The organism is Streptomyces sp. NPDC111507 (assembly GCF_055638955.1).
The window spans coordinates 739,463-759,656 of sequence record NZ_JBVKBU010000001.1; the positions used below are offsets into that span (position 1 = coordinate 739,463).

The 20,194-nt window shown below is 72.7% G+C and carries 17 protein-coding genes; 12 read left to right on the top strand and 5 right to left on the bottom strand.

Annotated elements, in window-relative coordinates; genetic code table 11:
• The first annotated feature begins 145 nt into the window (after positions 1 to 145).
• Positions 146 to 1,183, top strand: coding sequence for an MBL fold metallo-hydrolase (locus ACZ7M2_RS03325; protein ID WP_471593920.1), 1,038 nt, complete (start codon positions 146 to 148; stop codon positions 1,181 to 1,183).
• Positions 1,184 to 1,224: 41 nt separating this feature from the next.
• Complete coding sequence (locus ACZ7M2_RS03330; RefSeq protein WP_471593921.1) at positions 1,225 to 1,452, top strand: hypothetical protein; 228 nt, start codon at positions 1,225 to 1,227, stop codon at positions 1,450 to 1,452.
• Here the strand turns inward: ACZ7M2_RS03330 and ACZ7M2_RS03335 are convergent.
• Entirely contained in the window at positions 1,431 to 3,524 is a 2,094-nt protein-coding gene (locus tag ACZ7M2_RS03335) for an ATP-binding protein (RefSeq protein WP_471593922.1), read from the bottom strand. The two genes, ACZ7M2_RS03330 and ACZ7M2_RS03335, sit on opposite strands and share 22 nt — an antisense overlap.
• 259 nt (positions 3,525 to 3,783) lie before the next feature.
• Between ACZ7M2_RS03335 and ACZ7M2_RS03340 the strand changes: the two genes are divergently transcribed.
• Together ACZ7M2_RS03340 and ACZ7M2_RS03345 are read left to right on the top strand one after the other, a co-directional pair.
• A complete protein-coding gene (locus ACZ7M2_RS03340; RefSeq protein WP_471593923.1) occupies positions 3,784 to 4,812 on the top strand; it encodes a PP2C family protein-serine/threonine phosphatase in 1,029 nt (342 codons plus the stop codon).
• A gap of 67 nt (positions 4,813 to 4,879) precedes the next feature.
• Positions 4,880 to 6,094: a serine hydrolase domain-containing protein gene (locus tag ACZ7M2_RS03345; RefSeq protein ID WP_471593924.1), complete on the top strand. Its 1,215-nt coding sequence runs from the start codon at positions 4,880 to 4,882 to the stop codon at positions 6,092 to 6,094.
• On the opposite strand, the gene ACZ7M2_RS03350 is transcribed toward ACZ7M2_RS03345, so the two are convergent.
• Both ACZ7M2_RS03350 and ACZ7M2_RS03355 read right to left on the bottom strand, forming a co-directional pair.
• Complete coding sequence (locus ACZ7M2_RS03350) at positions 6,088 to 6,756, bottom strand: phosphotransferase (RefSeq protein WP_471593925.1); 669 nt, start codon at positions 6,754 to 6,756, stop codon at positions 6,088 to 6,090. The two genes, ACZ7M2_RS03345 and ACZ7M2_RS03350, sit on opposite strands and share 7 nt — an antisense overlap.
• A 37-nt stretch (positions 6,757 to 6,793) precedes the next feature.
• Positions 6,794 to 7,960, bottom strand: coding sequence for a M48 family metallopeptidase (locus ACZ7M2_RS03355; RefSeq protein WP_471593926.1), 1,167 nt, complete (start codon positions 7,958 to 7,960; stop codon positions 6,794 to 6,796).
• A 477-nt stretch (positions 7,961 to 8,437) separates the two neighbouring features.
• On the opposite strand from ACZ7M2_RS03355, the gene ACZ7M2_RS03360 reads away from it, so the two are divergent.
• The 6 genes from ACZ7M2_RS03360 (at position 8,438) to ACZ7M2_RS03385 (ending at position 14,750) form a co-directional block, all read left to right on the top strand.
• Positions 8,438 to 9,673, top strand: coding sequence for a prenyltransferase/squalene oxidase repeat-containing protein (locus tag ACZ7M2_RS03360; protein ID WP_471593927.1), 1,236 nt, complete (start codon positions 8,438 to 8,440; stop codon positions 9,671 to 9,673).
• Positions 9,670 to 10,353 carry an SCO2322 family protein gene (locus tag ACZ7M2_RS03365; RefSeq protein ID WP_471593928.1) on the top strand — a complete coding sequence of 228 codons (684 nt, stop codon included), beginning with the start codon at positions 9,670 to 9,672 and terminating at the stop codon, positions 10,351 to 10,353. The genes ACZ7M2_RS03360 and ACZ7M2_RS03365 overlap by 4 nt, the downstream gene beginning before the upstream one ends.
• Before the next feature lie 15 nt (positions 10,354 to 10,368).
• Positions 10,369 to 11,484 carry a CbiQ family ECF transporter T component gene (locus ACZ7M2_RS03370; protein WP_471593929.1) on the top strand — a complete coding sequence of 372 codons (1,116 nt, stop codon included), beginning with the start codon at positions 10,369 to 10,371 and terminating at the stop codon, positions 11,482 to 11,484.
• Complete coding sequence (locus ACZ7M2_RS03375; protein ID WP_471593930.1) at positions 11,481 to 13,139, top strand: ABC transporter ATP-binding protein; 1,659 nt, start codon at positions 11,481 to 11,483, stop codon at positions 13,137 to 13,139. Before ACZ7M2_RS03370 ends, ACZ7M2_RS03375 begins: the two co-directional genes overlap by 4 nt.
• Entirely contained in the window at positions 13,136 to 13,957 is an 822-nt protein-coding gene (locus ACZ7M2_RS03380) for an ECF transporter S component (RefSeq protein WP_471593931.1), read from the top strand. Before ACZ7M2_RS03375 ends, ACZ7M2_RS03380 begins: the two co-directional genes overlap by 4 nt.
• A 376-nt stretch (positions 13,958 to 14,333) precedes the next feature.
• The gene (locus tag ACZ7M2_RS03385) at positions 14,334 to 14,750 is read left to right on the top strand and encodes an aggregation-promoting factor C-terminal-like domain-containing protein (RefSeq protein ID WP_352045671.1); all 417 of its coding nucleotides are present in this window, start codon (positions 14,334 to 14,336) and stop codon (positions 14,748 to 14,750) included.
• A 133-nt stretch (positions 14,751 to 14,883) separates the two neighbouring features.
• On the opposite strand, the gene ACZ7M2_RS03390 is transcribed toward ACZ7M2_RS03385, so the two are convergent.
• A complete protein-coding gene (locus ACZ7M2_RS03390) occupies positions 14,884 to 16,473 on the bottom strand; it encodes a PE-PGRS family protein (RefSeq protein ID WP_471593932.1) in 1,590 nt (529 codons plus the stop codon).
• 411 nt (positions 16,474 to 16,884) lie between these two features.
• Between ACZ7M2_RS03390 and ACZ7M2_RS03395 the strand changes: the two genes are divergently transcribed.
• Both ACZ7M2_RS03395 and ACZ7M2_RS03400 read left to right on the top strand, forming a co-directional pair.
• Positions 16,885 to 17,604 carry a YoaK family protein gene (locus tag ACZ7M2_RS03395; RefSeq protein WP_471593933.1) on the top strand — a complete coding sequence of 240 codons (720 nt, stop codon included), beginning with the start codon at positions 16,885 to 16,887 and terminating at the stop codon, positions 17,602 to 17,604.
• A 229-nt stretch (positions 17,605 to 17,833) separates the two neighbouring features.
• Positions 17,834 to 18,727 (top strand): methyltransferase domain-containing protein, encoded by an 894-nt coding sequence (locus ACZ7M2_RS03400; protein ID WP_471593934.1) that lies wholly within the window; start codon positions 17,834 to 17,836, stop codon positions 18,725 to 18,727.
• A gap of 192 nt (positions 18,728 to 18,919) precedes the next feature.
• Here ACZ7M2_RS03400 and ACZ7M2_RS03405 read toward each other — a convergent pair whose 3' ends face one another.
• Complete coding sequence (locus ACZ7M2_RS03405) at positions 18,920 to 20,191, bottom strand: esterase/lipase family protein (RefSeq protein WP_471593935.1); 1,272 nt, start codon at positions 20,189 to 20,191, stop codon at positions 18,920 to 18,922.
• Positions 20,192 to 20,194 lie beyond the last annotated feature (3 nt).

A 20,194-nucleotide genomic window follows, 5' to 3' on the forward strand; every position in this document is an offset into this window, starting at 1 on the left:
ATACCAGCTCCGGTCGACGGAGTCCACGGGCCGGACCCATGACTCGCGCACCGACTCACGCACCGCCCACAGAACGGTTGGTTTGAGCACCCAATGGAATCGGTTCTAGTTATAGTGGCGAGAACACGGCGATTGGTGGGAACCCATGACGCAGGTGACCGATCACGGCGGGGGCGTACGGTCGATCAGGGTCCCCATCCCGGACAACCCGCTCGGCACGACGCTGGTCCATCTCGTCGACACCGACCGGGGCCCCGTGCTGATCGACACCGGCTGGGACGACCCGGCCTCCTGGGACGCCCTCGCCGCCGGGCTCACCGCCTGCGGCGTCTCCGTCGCCGAGGTGCACGGCGTGGTGATCACGCACCACCACCCCGACCACCACGGTCTGTCGGGCAAGGTGCGGGAGGCCTCCGGGGCATGGATCGCGATGCACGCGCTGGACACCGCGATCGTGCGGCGGACCCGGGAGAACCGGCCCGACCGCTGGTTCTCCTACATGGCGGACAAGCTGGCGTCCTCCGGCGCCCCCGAGGAGCACGTGGCCCAGCTGCGCGCGGCCCGCACGGCCCGGCTCTCCACCGGCCTGCCCGCCTTCGCCCCCGCGCTCCCCGACCGTGAGATCGTCCCCGGCGAGCTCCTCGACCTGGCGGGCCGCCGCCTGCGCGCGATCTGGACCCCGGGCCACACGCCCGGCCACGTCTGCCTCCACCTGGAGGAGACCCACCCGGCCGCTCTCCCCGGCAACGGCCGCCTCTTCTCCGGCGACCACCTGCTCCCGAAGATCACCCCGCACATCGGCCTGTACGAGGATCCCGACGACGCCACGGTCGCCGATCCCCTCGGCGACTATCTGGACGCACTGGAGCGCGTCGGCCGGCTGAACCCGGCCGAGGTGCTCCCGGCCCACCAGCACGCCTTCACCGACGCGCCCGGCCGCGTACGGGAGTTGCTCGCACACCACGAGGACCGGCTCACCGGCCTGCTCGCCCTCCTGTCGGCCCCGCTCACCGCCTGGCAGCTCGCCGAGGGCATGGAGTGGAACCGCCCGTGGGACCAGATCCCCTTCACCTCCCGCAACATCGCGGTGTCGGAGGCCGAGGCCCATGTGCGCCGCCTGGTGAAACTTGGCCGGGCGGAGGCGGTGCCGGGGAGCGATCCGGTGACGTACGTGGCGTTGTAATGCGGTGGAGACGGCGGGGGCCGAGCTGGCAGCGACGGCTCATGGACCCCCTGGAAGCACTTCTCGCCGAGCGCGCCTGCGAGCGTCTCGTCCTCGACTTCGTCCACCGTCTCGACCTCGGTGAACCCGCCTGGAGGGCGACCGGCTCGTCGAGGGTCGTGCGGCCCTGCGCGCGTATGTCGGCGCGCGGGACCTGGCTGGTCTCGACCCGCACCCTGTTCCTGCCCTTCGGCGGCCCCACGCCCCGTCAGCGGCCCTCGGCCGCATAGTCGAGCCCCTCCTCGTACGGCATCCCGAACCCCTCCTCGTACGCCGCGCGGTAGGCGCGGTCGCCGATCTCGGCGCGGATGCGCAGTTCGTGGGAACGGCGGGTGGCGAGGAGGTCGGGCGAGTCCATCTGGGCGCGGCCGGTGAGTTCCCAGACGCGTTCGCCGATGCCGAGGAGACGGGCGGCGCGCAGGCCGTCGCCGGCCGCGACGACCGCGGCGGCCAGGACGTCCAGCGCCATGGCCGCGCCGACGGTGTTGTGCAGCAGGCCGTGCCCGGCGAGCGCGGTGCGGGCGTTGTCGACGGCGGCGCGGACCTCGCCGCGGGCCAGGTCCGTCTGGGCGACGATCCCGTCGGCGAAGGCGCCCGCCCACGACTCCCCGCACTCCACGCTGGCCTCGCGCACCTCCTCGGCCACCGTCCGCGCCCGGTCGTGGTCGCCGCGCAGCAGGTGCGAGAAGGACAGCGCCACCCGGACCTGGAGCTGGGCGGCCCCGAACCCGTCCTGCCTGATGGGCAGTCGGGGCGTGGCGGACAGTACGTCGATCGCCTCTCCGAGCCGTCCGCTCAGCGCCAGCTGGCCCCCGGTGAGATACGCGGCGGCCACCACGGCCACCGGGTCGGCCTGGGTGTCCGCCGCGTCCGTGCAGCGCTCCGCCCAGTCCGCCGCGACCTCCAGGTCGCCCTGGAGCAGCGCCACCGCGCCGCGTGCCCACAGGGCGCGGGTGCGGTCGGGTCCGGGCGGCGGGTCGGCGGCCAGCGCGAGGTCCAGGCAGTGCTGGGCGTCGCGCAGAGACCCGCAGTGCCGCCACAGGAAGCCGAGGTCGGCCGCCATCCCCAGGGCGATCCGGCGGTCGGGGTCGGTGAGCGCGCAGTCCATCGCGGCGCGCAGGTTGGCGTGTTCGGTGAGGGTGCGTTCGCACCAGGCGACCTGCCGTCCGGTGTTCCACTCGGTCCACCCCTGGCGGACCAGCCGCCGGAAGTGGTCGCGGTGGCGCAGCCGTACGGCGTGTTCCTCGCCGAGGGCGCGCAACCAGTCGGCGCCGAACTCCCGGACGGTGTCGAGGAGTCGGAAGCGGGCCGGGTCGGTGCGGTGGCGCTGCACGATGGACTGCTCGACGAGCCGGGCCAGCAGTGCGGCGATCCGTCCGGCGGGCAGCGGGCCGCCCGCGCAGACCTCCTCGGCGGCGCCCAGACAGAAGCCGCCCGCGAACACCGAGAGCCGGGCCCACAGCAGCCGCTCCAGCGGTGCGCACAGTTCGTGGCTCCAGCCGATCGCCGTGCGCAGTGTCTGGTGGCGTGGCGGTCCGGCGCCGTCACGCGGGGCGCTGAGCAGGTCGAGCCGGGACGGCAGGCGTTCGCCGAGCTTGCCGTGGAGCTGGGCCAGGGACAGCTCGCAGAGGCGGGCGGCGGCGAGTTCGAGGGCGAGCGGGATGCCGTCGAGGCGGCGGCAGACGGCCTCCACGGTGGGGCGGTTGGTGTCGTCGAGGGTGAACCCGGTGAGGGCGGCGCGGTCGGCGAACAGGGTGACCGCGTCATCGGTGACCGGCAGCGGGTCCAGGGGCAGTACGAGTTCGCCGGGCAGTCCGAGCGGTTCGCGGCTGGTGACGAGGACACGCAGGCCGGGGAGGGCGGGCAGCAGGGTCTCGACGAGTACGGCGCAGTCCGCGAGGACGTGTTCGCAGGAGTCGAGCACGAGCAACAGCCGTTTGCCGTCGGCCCATTCGGCCACCACCTCGGTGACGGGGCCGGTGGACTGGTCGGTGAGCCGCAGCGCCTCCACGACGGCGAGGCCGACCAGGCCCGCGGTGTGCAGGGGGGAGAGTTCCACCAGCCAGACGCCGTCGGGGTAGGCCTCCTGGACCCGGCCCAGGGCGCGCAGGGCGAGCCGGGTCTTGCCGACCCCGCCGACGCCGACGACGCTCAGGAGCCGGTGTATGCCCACCGAGGGGCCCAACTCCGTCTCCAGCCAGTGGAGTTCCTCTCGCCGTCCGACGAAGCTGTGCGTCTCGGGCGGGAGATTGCCGGGGCCGCCGCCGGTCGGATGCGTCGGCTCGGTCGTTTCGTCGGACACAGCGACCAGTCTGGACGGATCATGACCGGCTCCGGCGACTGTCCGGGAACTCGGACAGAAAGGCGTCGGCATGACGACAGTTCCGGGCACCTTTCGACGAGATGCGATCAACTCCCTGTTGGTGAGCATGCGACGGTCTCCGTTCGGAGATCGTCGGGTGATGGGCACGAGGGAGCAGGGGCAGCGAGATCGACGAGAACGCCACCACGACCAAGGACATCAAGAACAGTGGGATCGGCCGGAGCGGCGGGAACACCGGATGCTGCTCGCGCCGCTCGTCATCTGTCTGCTGATCGCCGTCCCGGATCTGCTCTTCGACCGGGTACCGCCGCTCATCACCCTGCTGCTCATCGGCCCGCTGCTGGCCTGCGCCCGGCTCGGCGTCCGGCACACCGTGCTGGTGTGCTGCTGGTCGGCGGTCCTGGGCCTGGCCATGGGGATCGGCGACGACGCGGTGCCGAGCGCCGGCTTCGGCGTCCGCTGGGGCGGACTCCTCGTCGGCTGCGCGCTCACCGTGTACGCGGCCCGGCAGCGCGACCGCCTCCACGACCGGCTGGCGCGGGCCCGCGAGGTGGCCCGGGTCACCCAGACGGCGGTCCTGCGGCCCATCTCCCGTACCTTCGACGGCACCCGGGTCTGTACCCGGTACCACAGCGTCTCGCACGAATCGGCCGTCGGCGGCGACCTGTACGACGTCGCGGTGACGCCGTACGGCCTGCGGGTCCTCGTCGGCGACGTACGCGGCCACGGCGTCGAGGGGCTGCGGCTGGCCGCCGACACCATCACGGCCTTCCGTGAACTCGCCCACGCCGCACCCGACCTGACGACCCTCACCGCCGAACTCGACGCCCTTCTCACGCCCGGACTGGGCCCCGAGGACTTCGTCACCGCGGTGCTCGCCGAGTTCGCGCCCGGCGAGGTGCGGCTCGTCAACTGCGGGCATCCGCCCCCGCTGCACTCCGGCCACCGCATCGAACTCCTCGAACCTCTCGTCCCCACCCCGCCGTTGGGCCTCGGTCCCGATCCGCGCCAGTACCGCGTACGGCTCCAGCCCGGCGACCGGCTGCTCCTCTACACCGACGGCCTCACCGAGGCCCGTGACGCGCAGGGCGCCCCCTTCCCCCTCCTCGGCGAGGCGGCGCTCGCCCTGCGCGAGGCGCTCCCCGACGACGCCCTGCGAGCCCTGCACGCCCGCCTGCTCGCCCACACCGGCACCGCTCTCGCCGACGATCTCGCCCTGGTCCTGTGCCAGCCCATGGAGACAACGGTTCCGGCACCGGTGTTGTGACCGATGAATCCGCGACGCGACGGGAGTCGTAGACACCGAAGCAGCACCCCCCCAGAAAGGCGAACCGATGCCGAACCCGAACCCGTTGCCGAACCCGAATCCGGACACGAACCCGAACCCGAACCCGAAGCCGGCGAGCGGCCTGCACGACCTCCTGAAGGCGTACGTCGACGAGGGCAAGGTGCCGGGAGCCGTGGGCCTGGTGGCCCGCGGCGACACGGTCGAGGTCCGGGCCGTCGGCACCGTCGACGTCGAGGGCAGCGCCCCGATGGCCAGGGACTCGATCTTCCGTATCGCCTCGATCAGCAAGCCGATCACCGCGGCGGCGGTGATGATGCTGATCGACGACGGCGAGATCGCGTCGGACGATCCGGTCGACACCTGGCTCCCGGAGCTGGCGAAGCCGATGGTCGTACGGACCCCGTCGAGTCCGGTCGAGGACGTGGTCCCGGCCGCCCGTCCCCTCACCGTCGCCGACCTGCTCTCCTCCCGGGCGGGCTGGGGCTTCCCGTCCGACTTCACGCTGCCTCAGGTCCAGGCGCTGTTCGAGGTCCAGAAGGACGGCCGCGAACCGCAGGGCTTCCCGGCGCCGGACGCGTGGCTGGCGGGCCTGTCCCGGATCCCGTTGCTGTACCAGCCGGGCGAGGCCTGGCTGTACGGCACCTGCTCCGACCTCCAGGGTGTGCTGGTCTCCCGGGTCACGGGCCGTTCCCTGCCGGAGTTCCTGGCCGAGCGGATCTTCGAGCCGCTCGGCATGACCGACACGGCGTTCGAGGTACCGGCCGCCAAGCGCGACCGCTTCACCAGCTCCTACCGCATCGCGCCCGACGGCCGTGGTCTCGAACTGGCCGACGCGCCCGACGGTCAGTGGAGCAGCGTGCCGCCGTTCCCCTCCGGCGGGGGTGGACTCGTCTCGACCGCCGACGACTGGCTGGCCTTCGCCCGGCTGCTCCTCGCGGGCGGCACCACGGCCGAGGGCCGCCGGCTCCTCTCCCGCGCCTCGGTACGGCAGATGACCACCAACCACCTCACCCGGCCGCAGCGCGAGATCGGCGCCCTCTTCATGGAGGGCCAGGGCTGGGGCTACGGCGCCCAGGTCGACATCGCGCCCACCGACCCCTGGAACGTCCCGGGCCGCTACGGATGGACCGGCGGCACCGGCACCACCGGCCACCTCGTCCCCGCTACCGGCACCGTCACCCTGCTCCTCACGCAGGTGGCCATGCAGAATCCGACGCCGACCCCGCTGATGCGGGACTTCTGGCGCCGCACCGCTCAGTGAAGCAACGCCCGGATCAACTCCTCCGCATCACCGAGGAGTCGGACCTCACATGCGCTCATGGTCGGATTGGCGGCCCGCCGCACCCGCGCCTGCGCAAGCCCCTCCTGCGTCACCCGGTCCGTGTTCCCGTCGAGCATCGCGACCAGCGTCTCGCGGGCCACCTCCGCGTAGGCCTCACCGCCGACGGCGACCTGCGCGAGGATCACGGCGGACATGCCCCAGTCCAGGCCGGGCGGCCCGTCCTCGGCGTTGGACCAGTCGATGACCTTCGGGCCGTCCGGGGTGAGCATCACGTTGTCCGGGTGCAGGTCCAGGTGCAGTACGCGGATGCCGGCGTCACCGGAACTGCGACCGGGCACGGCGTGCAGCGCGCGCAGCAGCCCGGCGAGCACGCCACCACCCTCCCGCGCGCCGATCTCCCCCGACTCGAACGCCGCCAGCATGGTCGGCCCCGTCAGCCGTTCCATCACCATCTCGGTCCGGCCGGCCGCCCGCACGGCCGGCACCGGATACCCGTGCCCCCGCACGTACTCCATCACCGCCGTCTCGGCCGCCGCGTCCCCCCACCCGTCCCGGTCCCGCCGCACCACCCAGCCCGGCTCCCCCTCCACCTCGAAAACATCCGCCGCCCGCCCCGAACCGACCAGCCTCCCCGTCCGCATGCCGCCGAACCTATCCGGGTACCGCCGCCATCCGCTCCTACCGGGCGAGTACTTGGCGTGCGAGGCGGGCTCGGGACGAGGCCAGCTCGGCGTCGATCGCGTGCCGTCGCTCGTCGTCCGCGACCACCGTGGCGGCCACGGCGGGCCTGGCGAGCAGGCAGGCCCGGCGCAGGTGGGTCGGCGGGTGGGTCGAGTCGACGCTGTGTCCGCGCAGGACTCCGGCGCGGCGCTGACGCTCGTACTCGTGCTCGGGGATCGAGTCCACGTGAGCGGCCAACTGGTCCCACAGATCACGCCACGGCTCGCGACCCTCCGCGTCCTGGGCCCGGATCACCTGGCCTGCGTTGGACATGCGGAGCAGCAGGGTCTCGGCCGAGTCGGTCACGAGGAGGCGGTCCATGAGTGCCACGGCGGCTTCGCTGGAACCGGCCCGGGCCGCGGCGGCGTCGGCCAGGTACTCGGCGCGCTGCTTCGCGCGCATCGTCAGCTGGTCGAGCAGCATCAGCAGGCCCTGGGCGGCTCCGTAGGGCATCAGATAGAGCACGTTGAGCGCCATCTCGGGGACGGTGGGGTGAGAGATCGGGCGCATCAGATAGCGCCATGTGGCGAGGGACTGGAGCGCGTTGGCGATGACCAGTCCGTGCCGGGTGTCCCCGTTGGCGTAGTGACCGAGTTCGTGTCCGAGCAGCGCGATCCGCTGTTGCGGGGTGGTGATCTCCCAGAGCCCGAACCCGATGGTCAACAGGCGGCGCCGGCGCACCCCGTAGGTGGTCACGCTCGCGTTGACGTCGGTCGTCAGGGCGATGGCGTGGACCCCGGACGTACCGACGACGGAGGCGATCTCGTCGACCAGGGCGAACAACTGGGGCGCCTCGGCCCGGTGCAGCACGGGCGCGTCGTCCGGCAGCCGTCCGAAGCGGGGCCGAAGGAGCCAGGCCAGCAGCAGAAGGATCACGCCGACCACCGGCAGAGCGGTGCCCCAGCCGAGTATCACCAGCAGGACCCCCGTGCCGAGCAGGGCGATCGTGGCACCGTGGATGGCCAGCGCGACGGCGTACGCCAGGACAGCGGCCGTATCGCGACGCGGACGGGGCGCGCCGTCGGCCGACACCTCGGCCAGCAGCGTCTCCCCGTGCTGCCTGGCCAGCGACCGCCGCAGCCCCTCCAGCCGCCCCGGTCTCTCTTCCGGCTCGCCGGGATCCACATTCCATCCGCAGGCCGCACACCACGCCGTGAACCGCGGGTCGGTGCGAACCTCAGTGCTGCATTCCGGGCACGGCTGCACCCTCTCGTCCACAGTGCCGCGCATCTTCGTGTCCCCCCTGGACTCCAGGTCCCCCCAAGGACCGGCGAATGTCGACGTGTTCGAACAGAGCACATCGAGAGCGCAGCATAGGCCCGCGAGCGGGTGCCCACAGCCACTCCTCAGACGATTCCTACGGGCCGGTACAGTAAGCAGGTCGTCATCACACCCGTACGCGGAGAAGCCGGTGCAATTCCGGCGCTGACCCGCAACCGTGAGCCACCCACAGGCGTGGCGAGCCGGATCGCCTCGTCCGGGACGTGACCGGCTCGTGCCACCGGCAGCCTGCCGGTGGCCGGCACCGTCGAGGGATACGGGGCCGGAGCCGCTCGGGGCCAAGCCTGCGCCCGGTGCTGCCCGGCTTCCGCAGGGAGAGTCATGATTGTTCGCCGCAGCGCCGCGGTACTGGCCGCCACCGTAGTGATCGGTACGGCCCTGGCCCCGGCCGCCGTGGCCGAGGGCGCCTCGCCTTCGCCCGCCCCGGCGATACCCTCCGGCCTCTACGGCACCTCCGACCCCACCTACGACGGTGTCTGGCGGCAGTCCCTCGCGCTGCTCGCCCAGCACACCGTCGGTGTGAAGCCCGCGGCCAAGGCCGTCGACTGGCTGGCCGGGCAGCAGTGCGCGAACGGGGCGTTCGCGGCGTACCGCGCCGACGCGTCGGCGAAGTGCGACGCCAAGACGATGGCCGACACCAACAGCACCTCGGCGGCCGTCCAGGCCCTCGCCGCGCTCGGCGGCCACGGCGGCGAGACGGGCAAGGCCGTCGCCTGGCTGAAGTCCGTGCAGAACAAGGACGGCGGCTGGGGCTACACGGCGGGCGGCGCGAGCGACGCGAACTCCACGTCCGTGGTGATCGGGGCGCTGGCGGCGGTGGGCATCAAGCCGGCGGACGTCTCCAAGGACGGCAAGTCGCCGTACGACGCCCTCGTGAAGCTGTCGATCCCGTGCGGCGGGGCCGACGGGGGCGCGTTCGCCTACCAGCCGGACAAGAAGGGCAAGCTCGCGGCCAACGCGGACGCGACGGCGGCGGCCGTGGTCGGGGCCCTGGGCAAGGGTCTCGCCGGTGAGCCCCTGAAGCCCGTGGCCGACCCCCTCTCCTGCGGGACCGCCGACAGCCCCGAGAAGGCGGCCCAGAACGGTGCCGCGTACCTCGTCAAGGCGCTCGCCAAGGACCAGCACCTCACGTCGGTGATGCCCGGCGCCAAGAACCAGCCCGACTACGGCAACACGGCGGACGCGGTCGTCGCGCTCGCGACCGCCGGGCACGGCGACAAGGCGGCCGGCACGATGCGCTGGCTGGAGACCCACTCCGCGCAGTGGGCCGAGCAGTCCGGACCCGCCGCGTACGCGCAGCTCGTCCTCGCCGCCGACGCGGCGACGTTCGACCCGCGCGACTTCGGCGGCCAGGACCTCGTCAAGCAGCTCGACGCCACCGGCCCCGCGCCCGCGTCCCTCCCGGCCGAGCCCACGGTCTCCGCGTCCGCCGCGGAAACCGCGAAGAAGAAGGACGACGGCGGCGTCAGCGTCTGGTGGATCATCGGCGTCGGTCTCGTCGGCGGCATCGGCATCGGCTTCCTGATCAGCGCCCGCAACAAGAAGCAGCAGCCGTGAGCCGCCGTCGGACGTGCGCGCTGGTCCTGTCCCTGCTCCTGCTCGTACTCGGCGGCGCGGGACAGGCCCGAGCCGTCGGCTACCGCTACTGGTCGTTCTGGGACCTGACCGGCGGGAAGTGGACGTACGCGACGCAGGGCCCGTCGACCGCGCGACCGTCCGACGGCGACGTACAGGGCTTCCGTTTCGCGGTGAGCGCGGACTCGCAGGACGCCTCCAAGCCGCGCGGCCACGCCGACTTCGCGTCCATCTGCGCGAAGACGCCCGCCCAGGCGGGCCACAAGCGGGTGGCGCTCGTCATCGACTCCGGCACGACCGCGGACGCCCCGGGCGGCGAGACGCCGCCCGCACCGCGGACGGTCTGCGCCCGCGTCCCCGCCGACGCGACCACGGCCGAGGCCCTCGCGACGGTCGCCAAGCCCCTCCGCTACGACACCAACGCCCTCCTGTGCGCCATCGCTGGCTACCCGGGCAAGGGCTGCGGCGACCAGGTCACGACGTCACGCACCACGCCTTCCGCCACCGCGCAAGCCGGCGCCGGCACCGATGCCAAGGCCAACACCGACGCCAAGTCCGAGCCGGACCGGCACGGCCCGTCGCTCGGCCTGCTCGCGGGAGTCGTCGCGGTCGCCGCGCTCGGCGGAGCAGCGGTCTGGCAGACCCGCCGCCGCCGGCCCTGAGTACGGCGACCGACGATGACACGCGCGCCGAAGGCACACCGTTCCAACGCCCTCCCCCCAGGAGCCTGGTGGATCTGGGCCCTGGGCCTGGGAACCGCCGCCTCCCGCACCACCAACCCCCTCCTGCTCGCCCTCCTCATAGCCGTGGCCGGCTATGTGGTGGCCGCCCGCCGGACCGACGCCCCCTGGGCCCGCTCCTACACCGCGTTCGTCAAACTCGGCATCGCCGTCCTCGGCATCCGGCTGGCGTTCGCCGTCTTCCTCGGCTCCCCCATCCCCGGCACCCATCTCCTCGTCACCCTCCCCGAACTCCCCCTCCCCCACTGGGCCCAGGGCATCCGCGTCGGCGGCCGGGTCACCGCCGAGGGCCTGCTCTTCGCGCTGTACGACGGCCTGAAACTGGCCGCGCTCCTCATCTGCGTCGGCGCCGCGAACGCCCTCGCGAACCCGGCACGGCTGCTGAAGTCGCTCCCGGGCGCCCTGTACGAGGCGGGCGTCGCGGTGGTCGTCGCGCTCACCTTCGCGCCGAACCTGATCGCGGACGTCCAACGGCTGCGCGCCGCCCGCCGTCTGCGTGGCCGCCCCGACCGTGGCCTGCGTGGCCTGCTGCACGTCGGACTCCCGGTCCTGGAGGGCGCGTTGGAGCGTTCGGTCGCCCTCGCGGCGGCGATGGACGCCCGCGGCTACGGCCGCACCGCCGAGGTACCGCCCGCCGTCCGCCGTACGACCACCGCCTTGACGCTGGGCGGTCTGCTCGGCGTCTGCGCGGGGACGTACGGAGTGCTGACCGCCGAGGGCGGCACCTACGGCCTGCCCGTGCTGCTCGCCGGAGTGGCCGCGGCGCTCGGCGGGCTGTGGCTGGGCGGGCGCCGCTCGGTCCGCACGCGCTACCGCCCGGACGTGTGGGGCGTACGGGCCTGGCTGGTGACGGGCTCCGGAGTCGCGGTCGCCGCCGGACTGATCGTCTCCGCCGCGTACGACGCCTCGGCCCTGAGCCCCGGTGTCCTCCCGCTGACCGCCCCCGCCCTGCCCCTCTGGCCCGCGGCGGCGATCCTGCTCGGCCTGCTCCCCGCCTTCGTGGCCCCGACACCCCACGCGCGGGAATCCTCCACCCCCAAGGACCCCTCATGATCCGCTTCGAGGATGTCTCCGTGACGTACGACGGAGCTGTCGAACCCACCGTCCAGGGCGTGGACTTCGAGGTCCCGGAGGGTGAACTCGTCCTGCTGGTGGGGCCCTCCGGTGTCGGCAAGTCGACCGTGCTCGGCGCGGTCTCCGGTCTCGTGCCGCACTTCACGGGCGGCACCCTGCGCGGCCGGGTCACGGTCGCCGGACGGGACACCCGCACCCACAAGCCACGCGAACTCGCGGACGTGGTCGGCACGGTGGGCCAGGACCCGCTGTCCCACTTCGTGACGGACACGGTCGAGGACGAACTCGCCTACGGGATGGAGTCCTTGGGCCTCGCGCCGGCCGTGATGCGCCGCCGCGTCGAGGAGACCCTGGACCTGCTGGGCCTGGCGGACCTCCGCGACCGCCCGATCGCCACGCTCTCCGGCGGCCAGCAGCAGCGCGTCGCCATCGGCTCGGTCCTGACCCCCCACCCGCGCGTCCTGGTCCTCGACGAGCCCACCTCGGCCCTGGACCCGGCCGCCGCCGAGGAGGTCCTCGCCGTCCTGCAACGCCTCGTCCACGACCTCGGCACGACCGTCCTCATGGCCGAACACCGCCTCGAACGGGTCATCCAGTACGCCGACCAGGTCGCCCTGCTCCCGTCCCCGGGCGCCGCGCCGGTGCTCGGCACCCCGTCCGAGATCATGGCCGTCTCCCCGGTGTACCCGCCGGTGGTGGACCTGGGCCGGCTGGCCGACTGGTCCCCGCTCCCCCTCACGGTGCGCGACGCACGGCGCAGGGCGGGGTCCCTGCGGGAGCGGCTCACGGAACTCGTCCCCGAGCCAAGGACCCCGCGGCCGACAACCCGGCAACCGAGGACCCCGCGGCCGACAGCCCCGCGGGCGACGGTTCCCCGGGCGACGGCCCCGGCCTCGATCGAAGCCCTCGCCGTCCGCCACGGCCGCGTCGAGGCGCTCCGGCGCGTCGACCTCACCACCGCCCCCGGCGAGATCATCGCGCTGATGGGCCGCAACGGGGCCGGGAAGTCCACCCTGCTCGGCACGCTGGTCGGCCTGGTCCAACCGGCGGCCGGTTCGGTCCTGGTCGGGGGCGCGGTCCCGCACCGGACGGCACCACGGGACCTCGTACGCCGGGTGGGTCTCGTACCGCAGGAACCGCGCGACCTGCTGTACGCCGACACGGTCGCCGCCGAGTGCGCGGCGGCCGACGGGGACGCGGGGGCCGAGCCCGGTACCTGCCGGGCCCTGGTGTCCGAGCTGCTGCCGGGCATCGGGGACGACACCCACCCCCGTGACCTGTCGGAGGGGCAGCGGCTGGCGCTCGCGCTGGCCGTCGTCCTGACGGCCCGCCCCCCGCTCCTGCTCCTCGACGAACCGACCCGCGGCCTGGACTACGCGGCGAAGGCCCGTCTGGTCACGGTCCTGCGCGGCCTGGCCGCCGAGGGTCACGCGATCGTCCTGGCCACCCACGACGTGGAACTCGCCGCCGAGCTCGCGCACCGTGTCGTCGTCCTCGCGGACGGCGAGATCGTCGCCGACGGCCCCACGGCCGAGGTGGTCGTCGCCTCCCCGTCCTTCGCCCCCCAGGTCGCGAAGGTGCTCGCGCCGCAGCCGTGGCTCACGGTCACCCAGGTCAGGGAGGCCCTCGCATGACGACACCGGAGGTCCGGACCAGAGCCGTCCGCCTCGGACCTCGCTCCCTCGCCGCGCTCTGCCTCGTGAGCGCCGTCGGGGTCGCCGGGTTCGGCTGGCCGCTCTTCGCCGATCCCACCTCGCAGGTCGCCGCGCACGCGCAGGACGCGCCCTGGCTGTTCGCGGGGCTGCTGGTGCTGCTCGTCGCCGTCGTCACGGCGACGATCTCCGAGTCCGGGCTCGGCCCGAAGGCGGTGGCCATGCTCGGGGTGCTGGCCGCGACCGGCGCCGCGCTGCGGCCGATCGGCGCCGGGACGGCCGGGATCGAGCCGATGTTCTTCCTGATGGTGCTGAGCGGCCGGGTGCTCGGACCGGGGTTCGGGTTCGTGCTCGGGTCCGTGACCATGTTCTCCTCCGCGCTGCTCACGGGCGGGGTGGGTCCGTGGCTGCCGTTCCAGATGCTCGCGATGGGCTGGTTCACGATGGGCGCCGGGCTGCTGCCGGGCCCCGACCGGCTGCGCGGGCGCGGGGAACTCGCCCTGCTCGCGGCGTACGGGTTCTGCGCCGCGTTCGCGTACGGCACGGTCATGAACCTGGCCGGCTGGCCCTTCATGGGCGCGCTGGCCTCGAACGTCGCCTTCGACCCGCATGCCGACGTGACCGCCAACCTGGCCCGTTTCCTCGCCTACTGCCTGGCCACCTCCCTCGGCTGGGACCTGGGCCGGGCCGTCGTCACCGTCGCCCTGACCCTCGCGCTCGGCGCGACCCTCCTCAAGGCGCTGCGCCGGGCGACGCGGCGGGCCGCCTTTGAGACCCCGGTCACCTTCGAACCCCGGTGACGTGCGGCCCAGGTCACACCACCCGGACGCGCCTCGTAGTCACCCGCACACCGTCCGCCAGCCGCGGGGTGAAGCACCCCATAGGACCCACGTCACATACGACGCGCGCTAGTAGCGCCAAAGGCGTGGCATGCACGCGTCGTCAACCCCTCTGACCTGGGGTTTGAGACCCAGGTCACACGAGGGACGTTTCCCTCGGATGCGACCACCACTAGTAAAAGGGGTCATTGCGGACACCCCCCTGAGCCTGTTTCTCTGAAGCAGTCGCAAGGCGCCACGAACCCACCCGGGTCGCGGCGCCGATGTACGCCCCCACCACACGTCGTGTGGTCACGGCGCACCGCGACCGCCCTGTTTCCGAAGAGAGGTTCTCCGCGTGTCCGTCTCCTTCATCCGCAACATCGCCGCTTCCCCGAAGAAGGTCCTCACCACTGCCGCCGTGGCTGCCGCCGCCACCGGCATGGTCCTCGCCGCGAGCCCCGCTCAGGCCGCCACCGGCCAGGCCTCCTCCGCCCAGGCGATCGCGCACCAGATGATCCCGGACGCCGCGCAGTTCACCGCCTTCAGCAAGATCGTCGAGCACGAGAGCGGCTGGAACCCCAGCGCCACGAACGCCTCCTCCGGCGCCTACGGCCTGGTCCAGGCCCTGCCCGGCTCGAAGATGTCGGCCGCCGGTGGAGACTGGAAGTCGAACCCGGCCACCCAGATCAAGTGGGGTCTCGACTACATGAACTCCCGCTACGGCAGCCCGGTCGCCGCGTGGAACTTCTGGCAGGCCCACAACTGGTACTGAGCGGCCCACCGGTGACCACCGGCGCCCCACGGCACCCGCAGACGCGAAGGCGGCGGCCCCCCGATCCCCGGGGCCGCCGCCTTCGCCATGCCCACCGAACATCGAACGAATCGGCCTACTCGATCTGCTCGGCCTACTCGATCTGCTCGGTCTGCTCGTAGAAGTGCTGCCGCCTGCCGACGAGCCGCTCGTACATCTTCCGCTGCTCGGCGATGTCGTCCTTGTTCTTCTCCAGCTCGTCGAGCCACTCCCGCCTGATCTGGTCCAGGAACGCGCGCCAGTCCCCGCTTCCCTGGGCCTTCCCCAGCTCCCGCAGCTCCACCAGGCGCTCGTTCCGTTTCAGCCCGCCGCTGCCGACCTTGTCCCCCTTGTGACCGTGCAGGACCGACTCGGGGTTGGCCGTGGCCTCGGTGGACCGGGCGTTGTGCACATAACCGACCGGGCTCTCGGCATGGGGCTTGATCGTCTCGATGCCGACCAGCAGGGAGCCGTCCTTGGCGACGGTGGGCGGGGTGAGAATCAGCAGCATGTGGCCGTACGAGCCGTTCGGCAGGACCACGTCGCCGTTCCAGTCCCGCGAGCCGAACCCGCCGCCGGAGATGTCCATGCCCATGAGCTGCGGACGCTCGGGCCCGACATGGGGCACGGCCGGCGTCAGATAGTTCGTGATGGACGCGCCGATGCCGCCCTTCTCCTGGAACGTGCCCGGCTCGCCCCCCTTCTTGTTCTTCTCGATGGCGGTGCGGTGCGTGGCGAAATCGCGCTTGTCGACGAACCCCGCGCGTCGGCCCTGGTCCGTGACGCCCAGGAAGTCCGTCAACGACTGGGGCGACTCGCCCGCGCGCAGGGCAGGGATGCGGATGTTGACGCGGCCGCCGTGGGCGAGCGCCCGCACGACGTCACCCTCGCGGTAGTCGACATGCGCGGCCACACCCTCCCCCGGGTCGTAGGTCTTCAGCCCGTGCTGCAGCAGGAGCAGGACGGAGGTGAAGACGTCACGGGCCTTCGCGTCCTTCGCCGCGTGCTTCACCGTCTCGGGCCTGTCCGCGTCGGGGTGGCGGCGTTCGGGCGGGAGTCCGGCCGGGTGCAGGGTGTCGACGGCGGTCTGCCGTATCTGCTCGTCCCGCTCGGCCCGCAGGGGCTGCTTCTCCTCGTCCGGGACTCCGGGAGCCTTGGTGGTCATGAAACGGCCGAGGGTGTAGTCCGGGGCGATCGGGGTGGGCGCGCCCGCCGCGCGCGTGCCCGGCGCGTTCTGCTGGAAGGCCAGGGTCGCGGCGAGGATGCGTTTGCCCGGAAGGTTCCGCAGCCAGTCCTTGTGGTCGCCCTTGATGTAGTCCTCGGACTCCTTGAAGGTGCCGATACCCACCTTCGCGAGCCACTGGGGGTTCAGCTGAGAGAGCGTCCTGATGTCCTCCAGGTCCTGGGCGCCGAACAGCTCGCCGCTGATCACCCGCCGTTCCAGGGTGCGCTTCAGGCGCGCGGGCCCGTCCGGCATCCAGTGTTCCGGCCACCACGTGCCCGGCGCCAGGGGGTTCACCTTCATCTTCGCCACGACGACATGGCCCTCGATCGACCGGCTCAGCCGTGTGATCACGGCCGCGCCCTGGTCCTCCCTGCCGGACTCCTCGGCGGCCGGAGGCGCGCCCGTGCTCGACTCCCCCACCCTCTGCACGGTCACGGACGACGCCGCCCGGTTGCCGGCCGTGCGCTGGATCGCCGCCATCTCGGCGGGCGTCCTGGGCGTGGCGTCCGACCCGGTCCGGGCCTGGTGGGGGCCCGGGGAGGCTGGGCGTGGCAGGGGCGCGGTACGTGCAGGTGATCCCGCCCGTGAGCGCCCGCCCTCGCCGTACTGCCGCCTGTCCATACGCCTCTCCACCCACCTCTTCATCCACCGGGCTCCCGCCGTACGCCTGAGCGCCCGCTTCCGTTGTCCCCAGAGGTATAAGGAGTCATGGTGACTCCGGGGCGCACCCGGACGGAAGGACACAAGGGGCAGCACGCGGGACCTCACGGGCACGGTTGCCCCGGGGCGCGGCGCACCGGACGGACACGCGGGGCGCCCTGGTGTCCGGGAGTCCTCCGCGTCCGTGGTGGACTTGAGCACACCGTGCCCGTCACTCCCACCGGAGCCCCCGTGAGCGAACAGAGCGCAGAGGGCGCGGAGGGCGCGGAGAACACCGGGCCGCCGCCCGCCGACCCCGAGGCGCGCGGGGTGCGTCTGGTGGTGGTGCTGCTGTCGCTGACCGTGGTCAGCGGGCTGATCGACGCGGTGAGCTATCTCGGACTCGGGCACGTCTTCACGGCGAACATGACCGGCAACGTGGTGGTGCTCGGCTTCGCCGCGGCCGGCGCCCCCGGCTTCTCCGTCCCGCACACCTCGACCTCGCTGGCCTTCTTCCTGGCGGGCGCCGCGGCCGGAGGCCGGATCTCGGTGCGGTACGGCGGCGGCTCACGCCGGACCTGGGCGCGGGTCACGCTCACCGCGGAGGCGGTGTTCGTGGGCGCGTCCGCGGTGGTCGCCTTCGCCGCGCCGGGCGCCACCGCGACCGTCTACGCCCTGATCGCCCTCACGGCCTTCGCCATGGGCCTGCGCAACGCGACGGTCCGCAAACTCGGTGTGCCGGACCTCACGACCACCGTCCTGACGATGACCCTGACCGGCCTCGCCTCCGAGTCCCGGGCCGGCGACGGCACGGGCCACCGCTCCCCCCGCCGCACTGCGTCCGTCCTCGCCATGCTGGCGGGCGCGACGCTCGGCGCATGGCTGGTGATCCACCACGGCCTGGGCATCCCTCTGCTGCTCTCGGCAGTACTGGCGGGGGTATTGGCGGTCGCGACTTCGGGGCAGGAGTGACAACGGCCTCGAAGGCCGGCTCGCCCGAAGACCACCATGACGGTTGCTGATGGCGTTGTAGCCATGCTCGGTCAGGTTGACGTGGTCGCCGGAGCCGAAGTCGGATTACGAGGCCGAACCGGCCGTAGCCGACAGTCCGATCCGGACGTGCGGGGTTCGCCGGCTGTGTGAGATGCCTCTCCCCCCGTCGTCGTGGCACTGGCCGCCTGGGGAGGTGGACCATGTGGTGATGACCACCTCGCCCCGGCCGCCGCACGTCGGTGGCCGACCGGATCCGATAGACGGGACTACCGCGCTCGGTGGAGAGTCCACTCCCGCCCGCGGGTACCTGCTGGACAACGCACGCGCCGAGGCGGGCGAGCGATTCGTCTGGCTGGCCGAGCTGTTCGACGATGTGACGCGCGGGCACTTCGATCGACTGGGGGTCAGGGCCGGCTCGCGCTGCTGGGAAGTGGGCGCCGGTGGCCCCAGTATCCCGGAGGCACTCGCGGCGGCCGTCGGTCCGACCGGGCACGTGCTGGTCACGGACATCGACCCGTCGTGGCTGAAGACAGGAGACGGGTACGAGGTGCGCCGGCACGACGTCGCCGCTGATCCGCCCCCGGAGCCGGGGACGTTCGATCTGGTGCACGCCCGGCTCGTGCTGATCCATGTACCCGACCGGGCCCGGGCGTTGGCCACGATGGTGGCAGCGCTACGGCCCGGCGGCTGGCTGCTGGTCGAGGACGCCGATACCGCTCTGCAGCCACTGGCCTGCCTGGACGACAGCGGCCCTACGCAGCGGCGGGCCAACCAGCTGCGCGACGCGGTCCGGGAGTTGCTGACGCGCCGCGGCGCGGACCTGCGCTACGGCCGGACACTGCCGCGGGCATTGCGGGAGGCCGGCTTGGTAGATGTCGCCGCGGGGGGCGCATTCCCGGTCGGCGGGCCGGCCTGCGACCGGCTGGAGGCGGCGACCATCCGGCACGTGCGCGGCGAACTGCTCACGGCCGGCCTGGCCGACGACGCCGAGATCGACGCGCACCTGGCCGCCATCGACGCCGGCGAACTCGACCTGACACTCGCGCCGCTGATCTCGGCCTGGGGACGCCGTCCAGCCGAGCACCCGCAGGCACTCGGTTAGGCGCAGATCCAGGCGTTGTCCGATCTGCCCACAGCGCTGTTCGTCGAGGGAGGCCAGGCAGCTCGCGCAGGTGCGCGCTCAGCAGCCCGCGGCCTGAGGACCTGCTCAGTCCACAGGAACGGTCGGACTCCCTCGACGCGCGAACAGGCCCCGGGCTCCGTCACGGAGTCCGGGGCCTTCGAGCGGGCCGGGCTACAGCCGGTCGAGGAGCCAGGTGCACAGCTCTTCGGTGATCTTGGTGTGCTCCTCGTTCTGGGAGGCGCACAGGAACGCGTCGAGTTCGCTCTCGGCGGGGTCGAGGGCACTGATGTCGGTGTGCAGCAGGGCGGTGGTGTCCAGGTCGCGGACGGCCACCGCGCTGACCGAGGGCACGAAGCAGATCTCGGGGACCGGGGCCACGGCGCTGCCGGGGATCAGCTTGTTGAGGGTGTTGGCGGCGATGCCGAAGGACTCCAGGGTGCCGCCGGGAGCGCCGTCGATCTCCGGGAACCCGTCGGTGGTGATCGTCTCGTCCTTCCCGAAGGTCGCCTTCAGTTCGGCGACCACGGCGTCGTCACCCTCGGACTGCGTGTAGATGGTGGTGCCCGGGAACAGCAGTCCGGTGGCGCGGAACGCCTCCGCGCCGGACTCGATGCCCGTGCCCTGGCCATTACCGGTGCCGTTGGCGACGCCGATCTTCCGCGGGCGCATCGGCCAGCCGCCGACGCGCTCCAGTGCGGCGAGGAACTCGGTACGGGCCTTGTCCTGCCCGGGAGTGCCGTCCACCGTCTCGATGTGCCGCCACATCAGCTCGCGGGAGGCCGGGCTGTTGATCTGGTCCGACAGCGCGCTGTTGGCCGGGTTGCCGCGCTTGATGTAGTGCGCGAACGCCTGAAGCCCGATCGGCACCCACGCGCCGCGGTGGGGGCTGTCGTAGGAGAAGTACATCCCGGTCTGGTGGTCCATCTTCTGGGTCTCCATGCGCGCCAAGGCGTAGCGGGTGACCAGACCGCCCATGCTGAACCCGCCGACCACCAGCGGCTCGTCGCCCCGGCGCTCGTCGATCAGCCTCGTGATCGCCTCGATCACATACCCGGCGTTGTCGAGGATCGACGCGGAGCGCTCCCCGTAGCCGAAGATGACCGCGTCCCGGCCGCGCTCGTACAGCTGGCTCATCAGCGGGTACTCGCCCCGCTCGAAGCCGTGGTAGAGCTCGTCCAGACTGCTGGGCCCCATGTTGAAGCCGTCGGACATCAGCACCGGCCGCTCCACACCGCGGTGGTCCTTGCCGTAGTACACCCAGGCGGTGCCGTCGTAGACCGGCACGTAGCCTTCCTGGCCCTCCTCGTCCGCGTTCAGGTGCCGTCCGAAGTGCCACGTCTCGTCGGGCTCCGGGGCCGGTGGCGGCTTCGGCTGGTCCAGCGGGGCCATCAGCCCGATCGAACCGACGTACTGCTGCTCGCGGGCCGCCTTCTCATTGCTCACTGC

Excerpts from the sequence above, each read along its gene's own strand:
- ACZ7M2_RS03325 (WP_471593920.1), top strand. The coding sequence starts at position 146 with ATGACGCAGGTGACCGATCACGGCGGGGGCGTACGGTCGATCAGGGTC.
- ACZ7M2_RS03330 (WP_471593921.1), top strand. The coding sequence starts at position 1,225 with ATGGACCCCCTGGAAGCACTTCTCGCCGAGCGCGCCTGCGAGCGTCTC.
- ACZ7M2_RS03340 (WP_471593923.1), top strand. The coding sequence starts at position 3,784 with ATGCTGCTCGCGCCGCTCGTCATCTGTCTGCTGATCGCCGTCCCGGAT.
- ACZ7M2_RS03345 (WP_471593924.1), top strand. The coding sequence starts at position 4,880 with ATGCCGAACCCGAACCCGTTGCCGAACCCGAATCCGGACACGAACCCG.
- ACZ7M2_RS03350 (WP_471593925.1), bottom strand. The coding sequence starts at position 6,756 with ATGCGGACGGGGAGGCTGGTCGGTTCGGGGCGGGCGGCGGATGTTTTC.
- ACZ7M2_RS03360 (WP_471593927.1), top strand. The coding sequence starts at position 8,438 with ATGATTGTTCGCCGCAGCGCCGCGGTACTGGCCGCCACCGTAGTGATC.
- ACZ7M2_RS03370 (WP_471593929.1), top strand. The coding sequence starts at position 10,369 with ATGACACGCGCGCCGAAGGCACACCGTTCCAACGCCCTCCCCCCAGGA.
- ACZ7M2_RS03375 (WP_471593930.1), top strand. The coding sequence starts at position 11,481 with ATGATCCGCTTCGAGGATGTCTCCGTGACGTACGACGGAGCTGTCGAA.
- ACZ7M2_RS03380 (WP_471593931.1), top strand. The coding sequence starts at position 13,136 with ATGACGACACCGGAGGTCCGGACCAGAGCCGTCCGCCTCGGACCTCGC.
- ACZ7M2_RS03390 (WP_471593932.1), bottom strand. The coding sequence starts at position 16,473 with ATGGCGGCGATCCAGCGCACGGCCGGCAACCGGGCGGCGTCGTCCGTG.
- ACZ7M2_RS03400 (WP_471593934.1), top strand. The coding sequence starts at position 17,834 with ATGACCACCTCGCCCCGGCCGCCGCACGTCGGTGGCCGACCGGATCCG.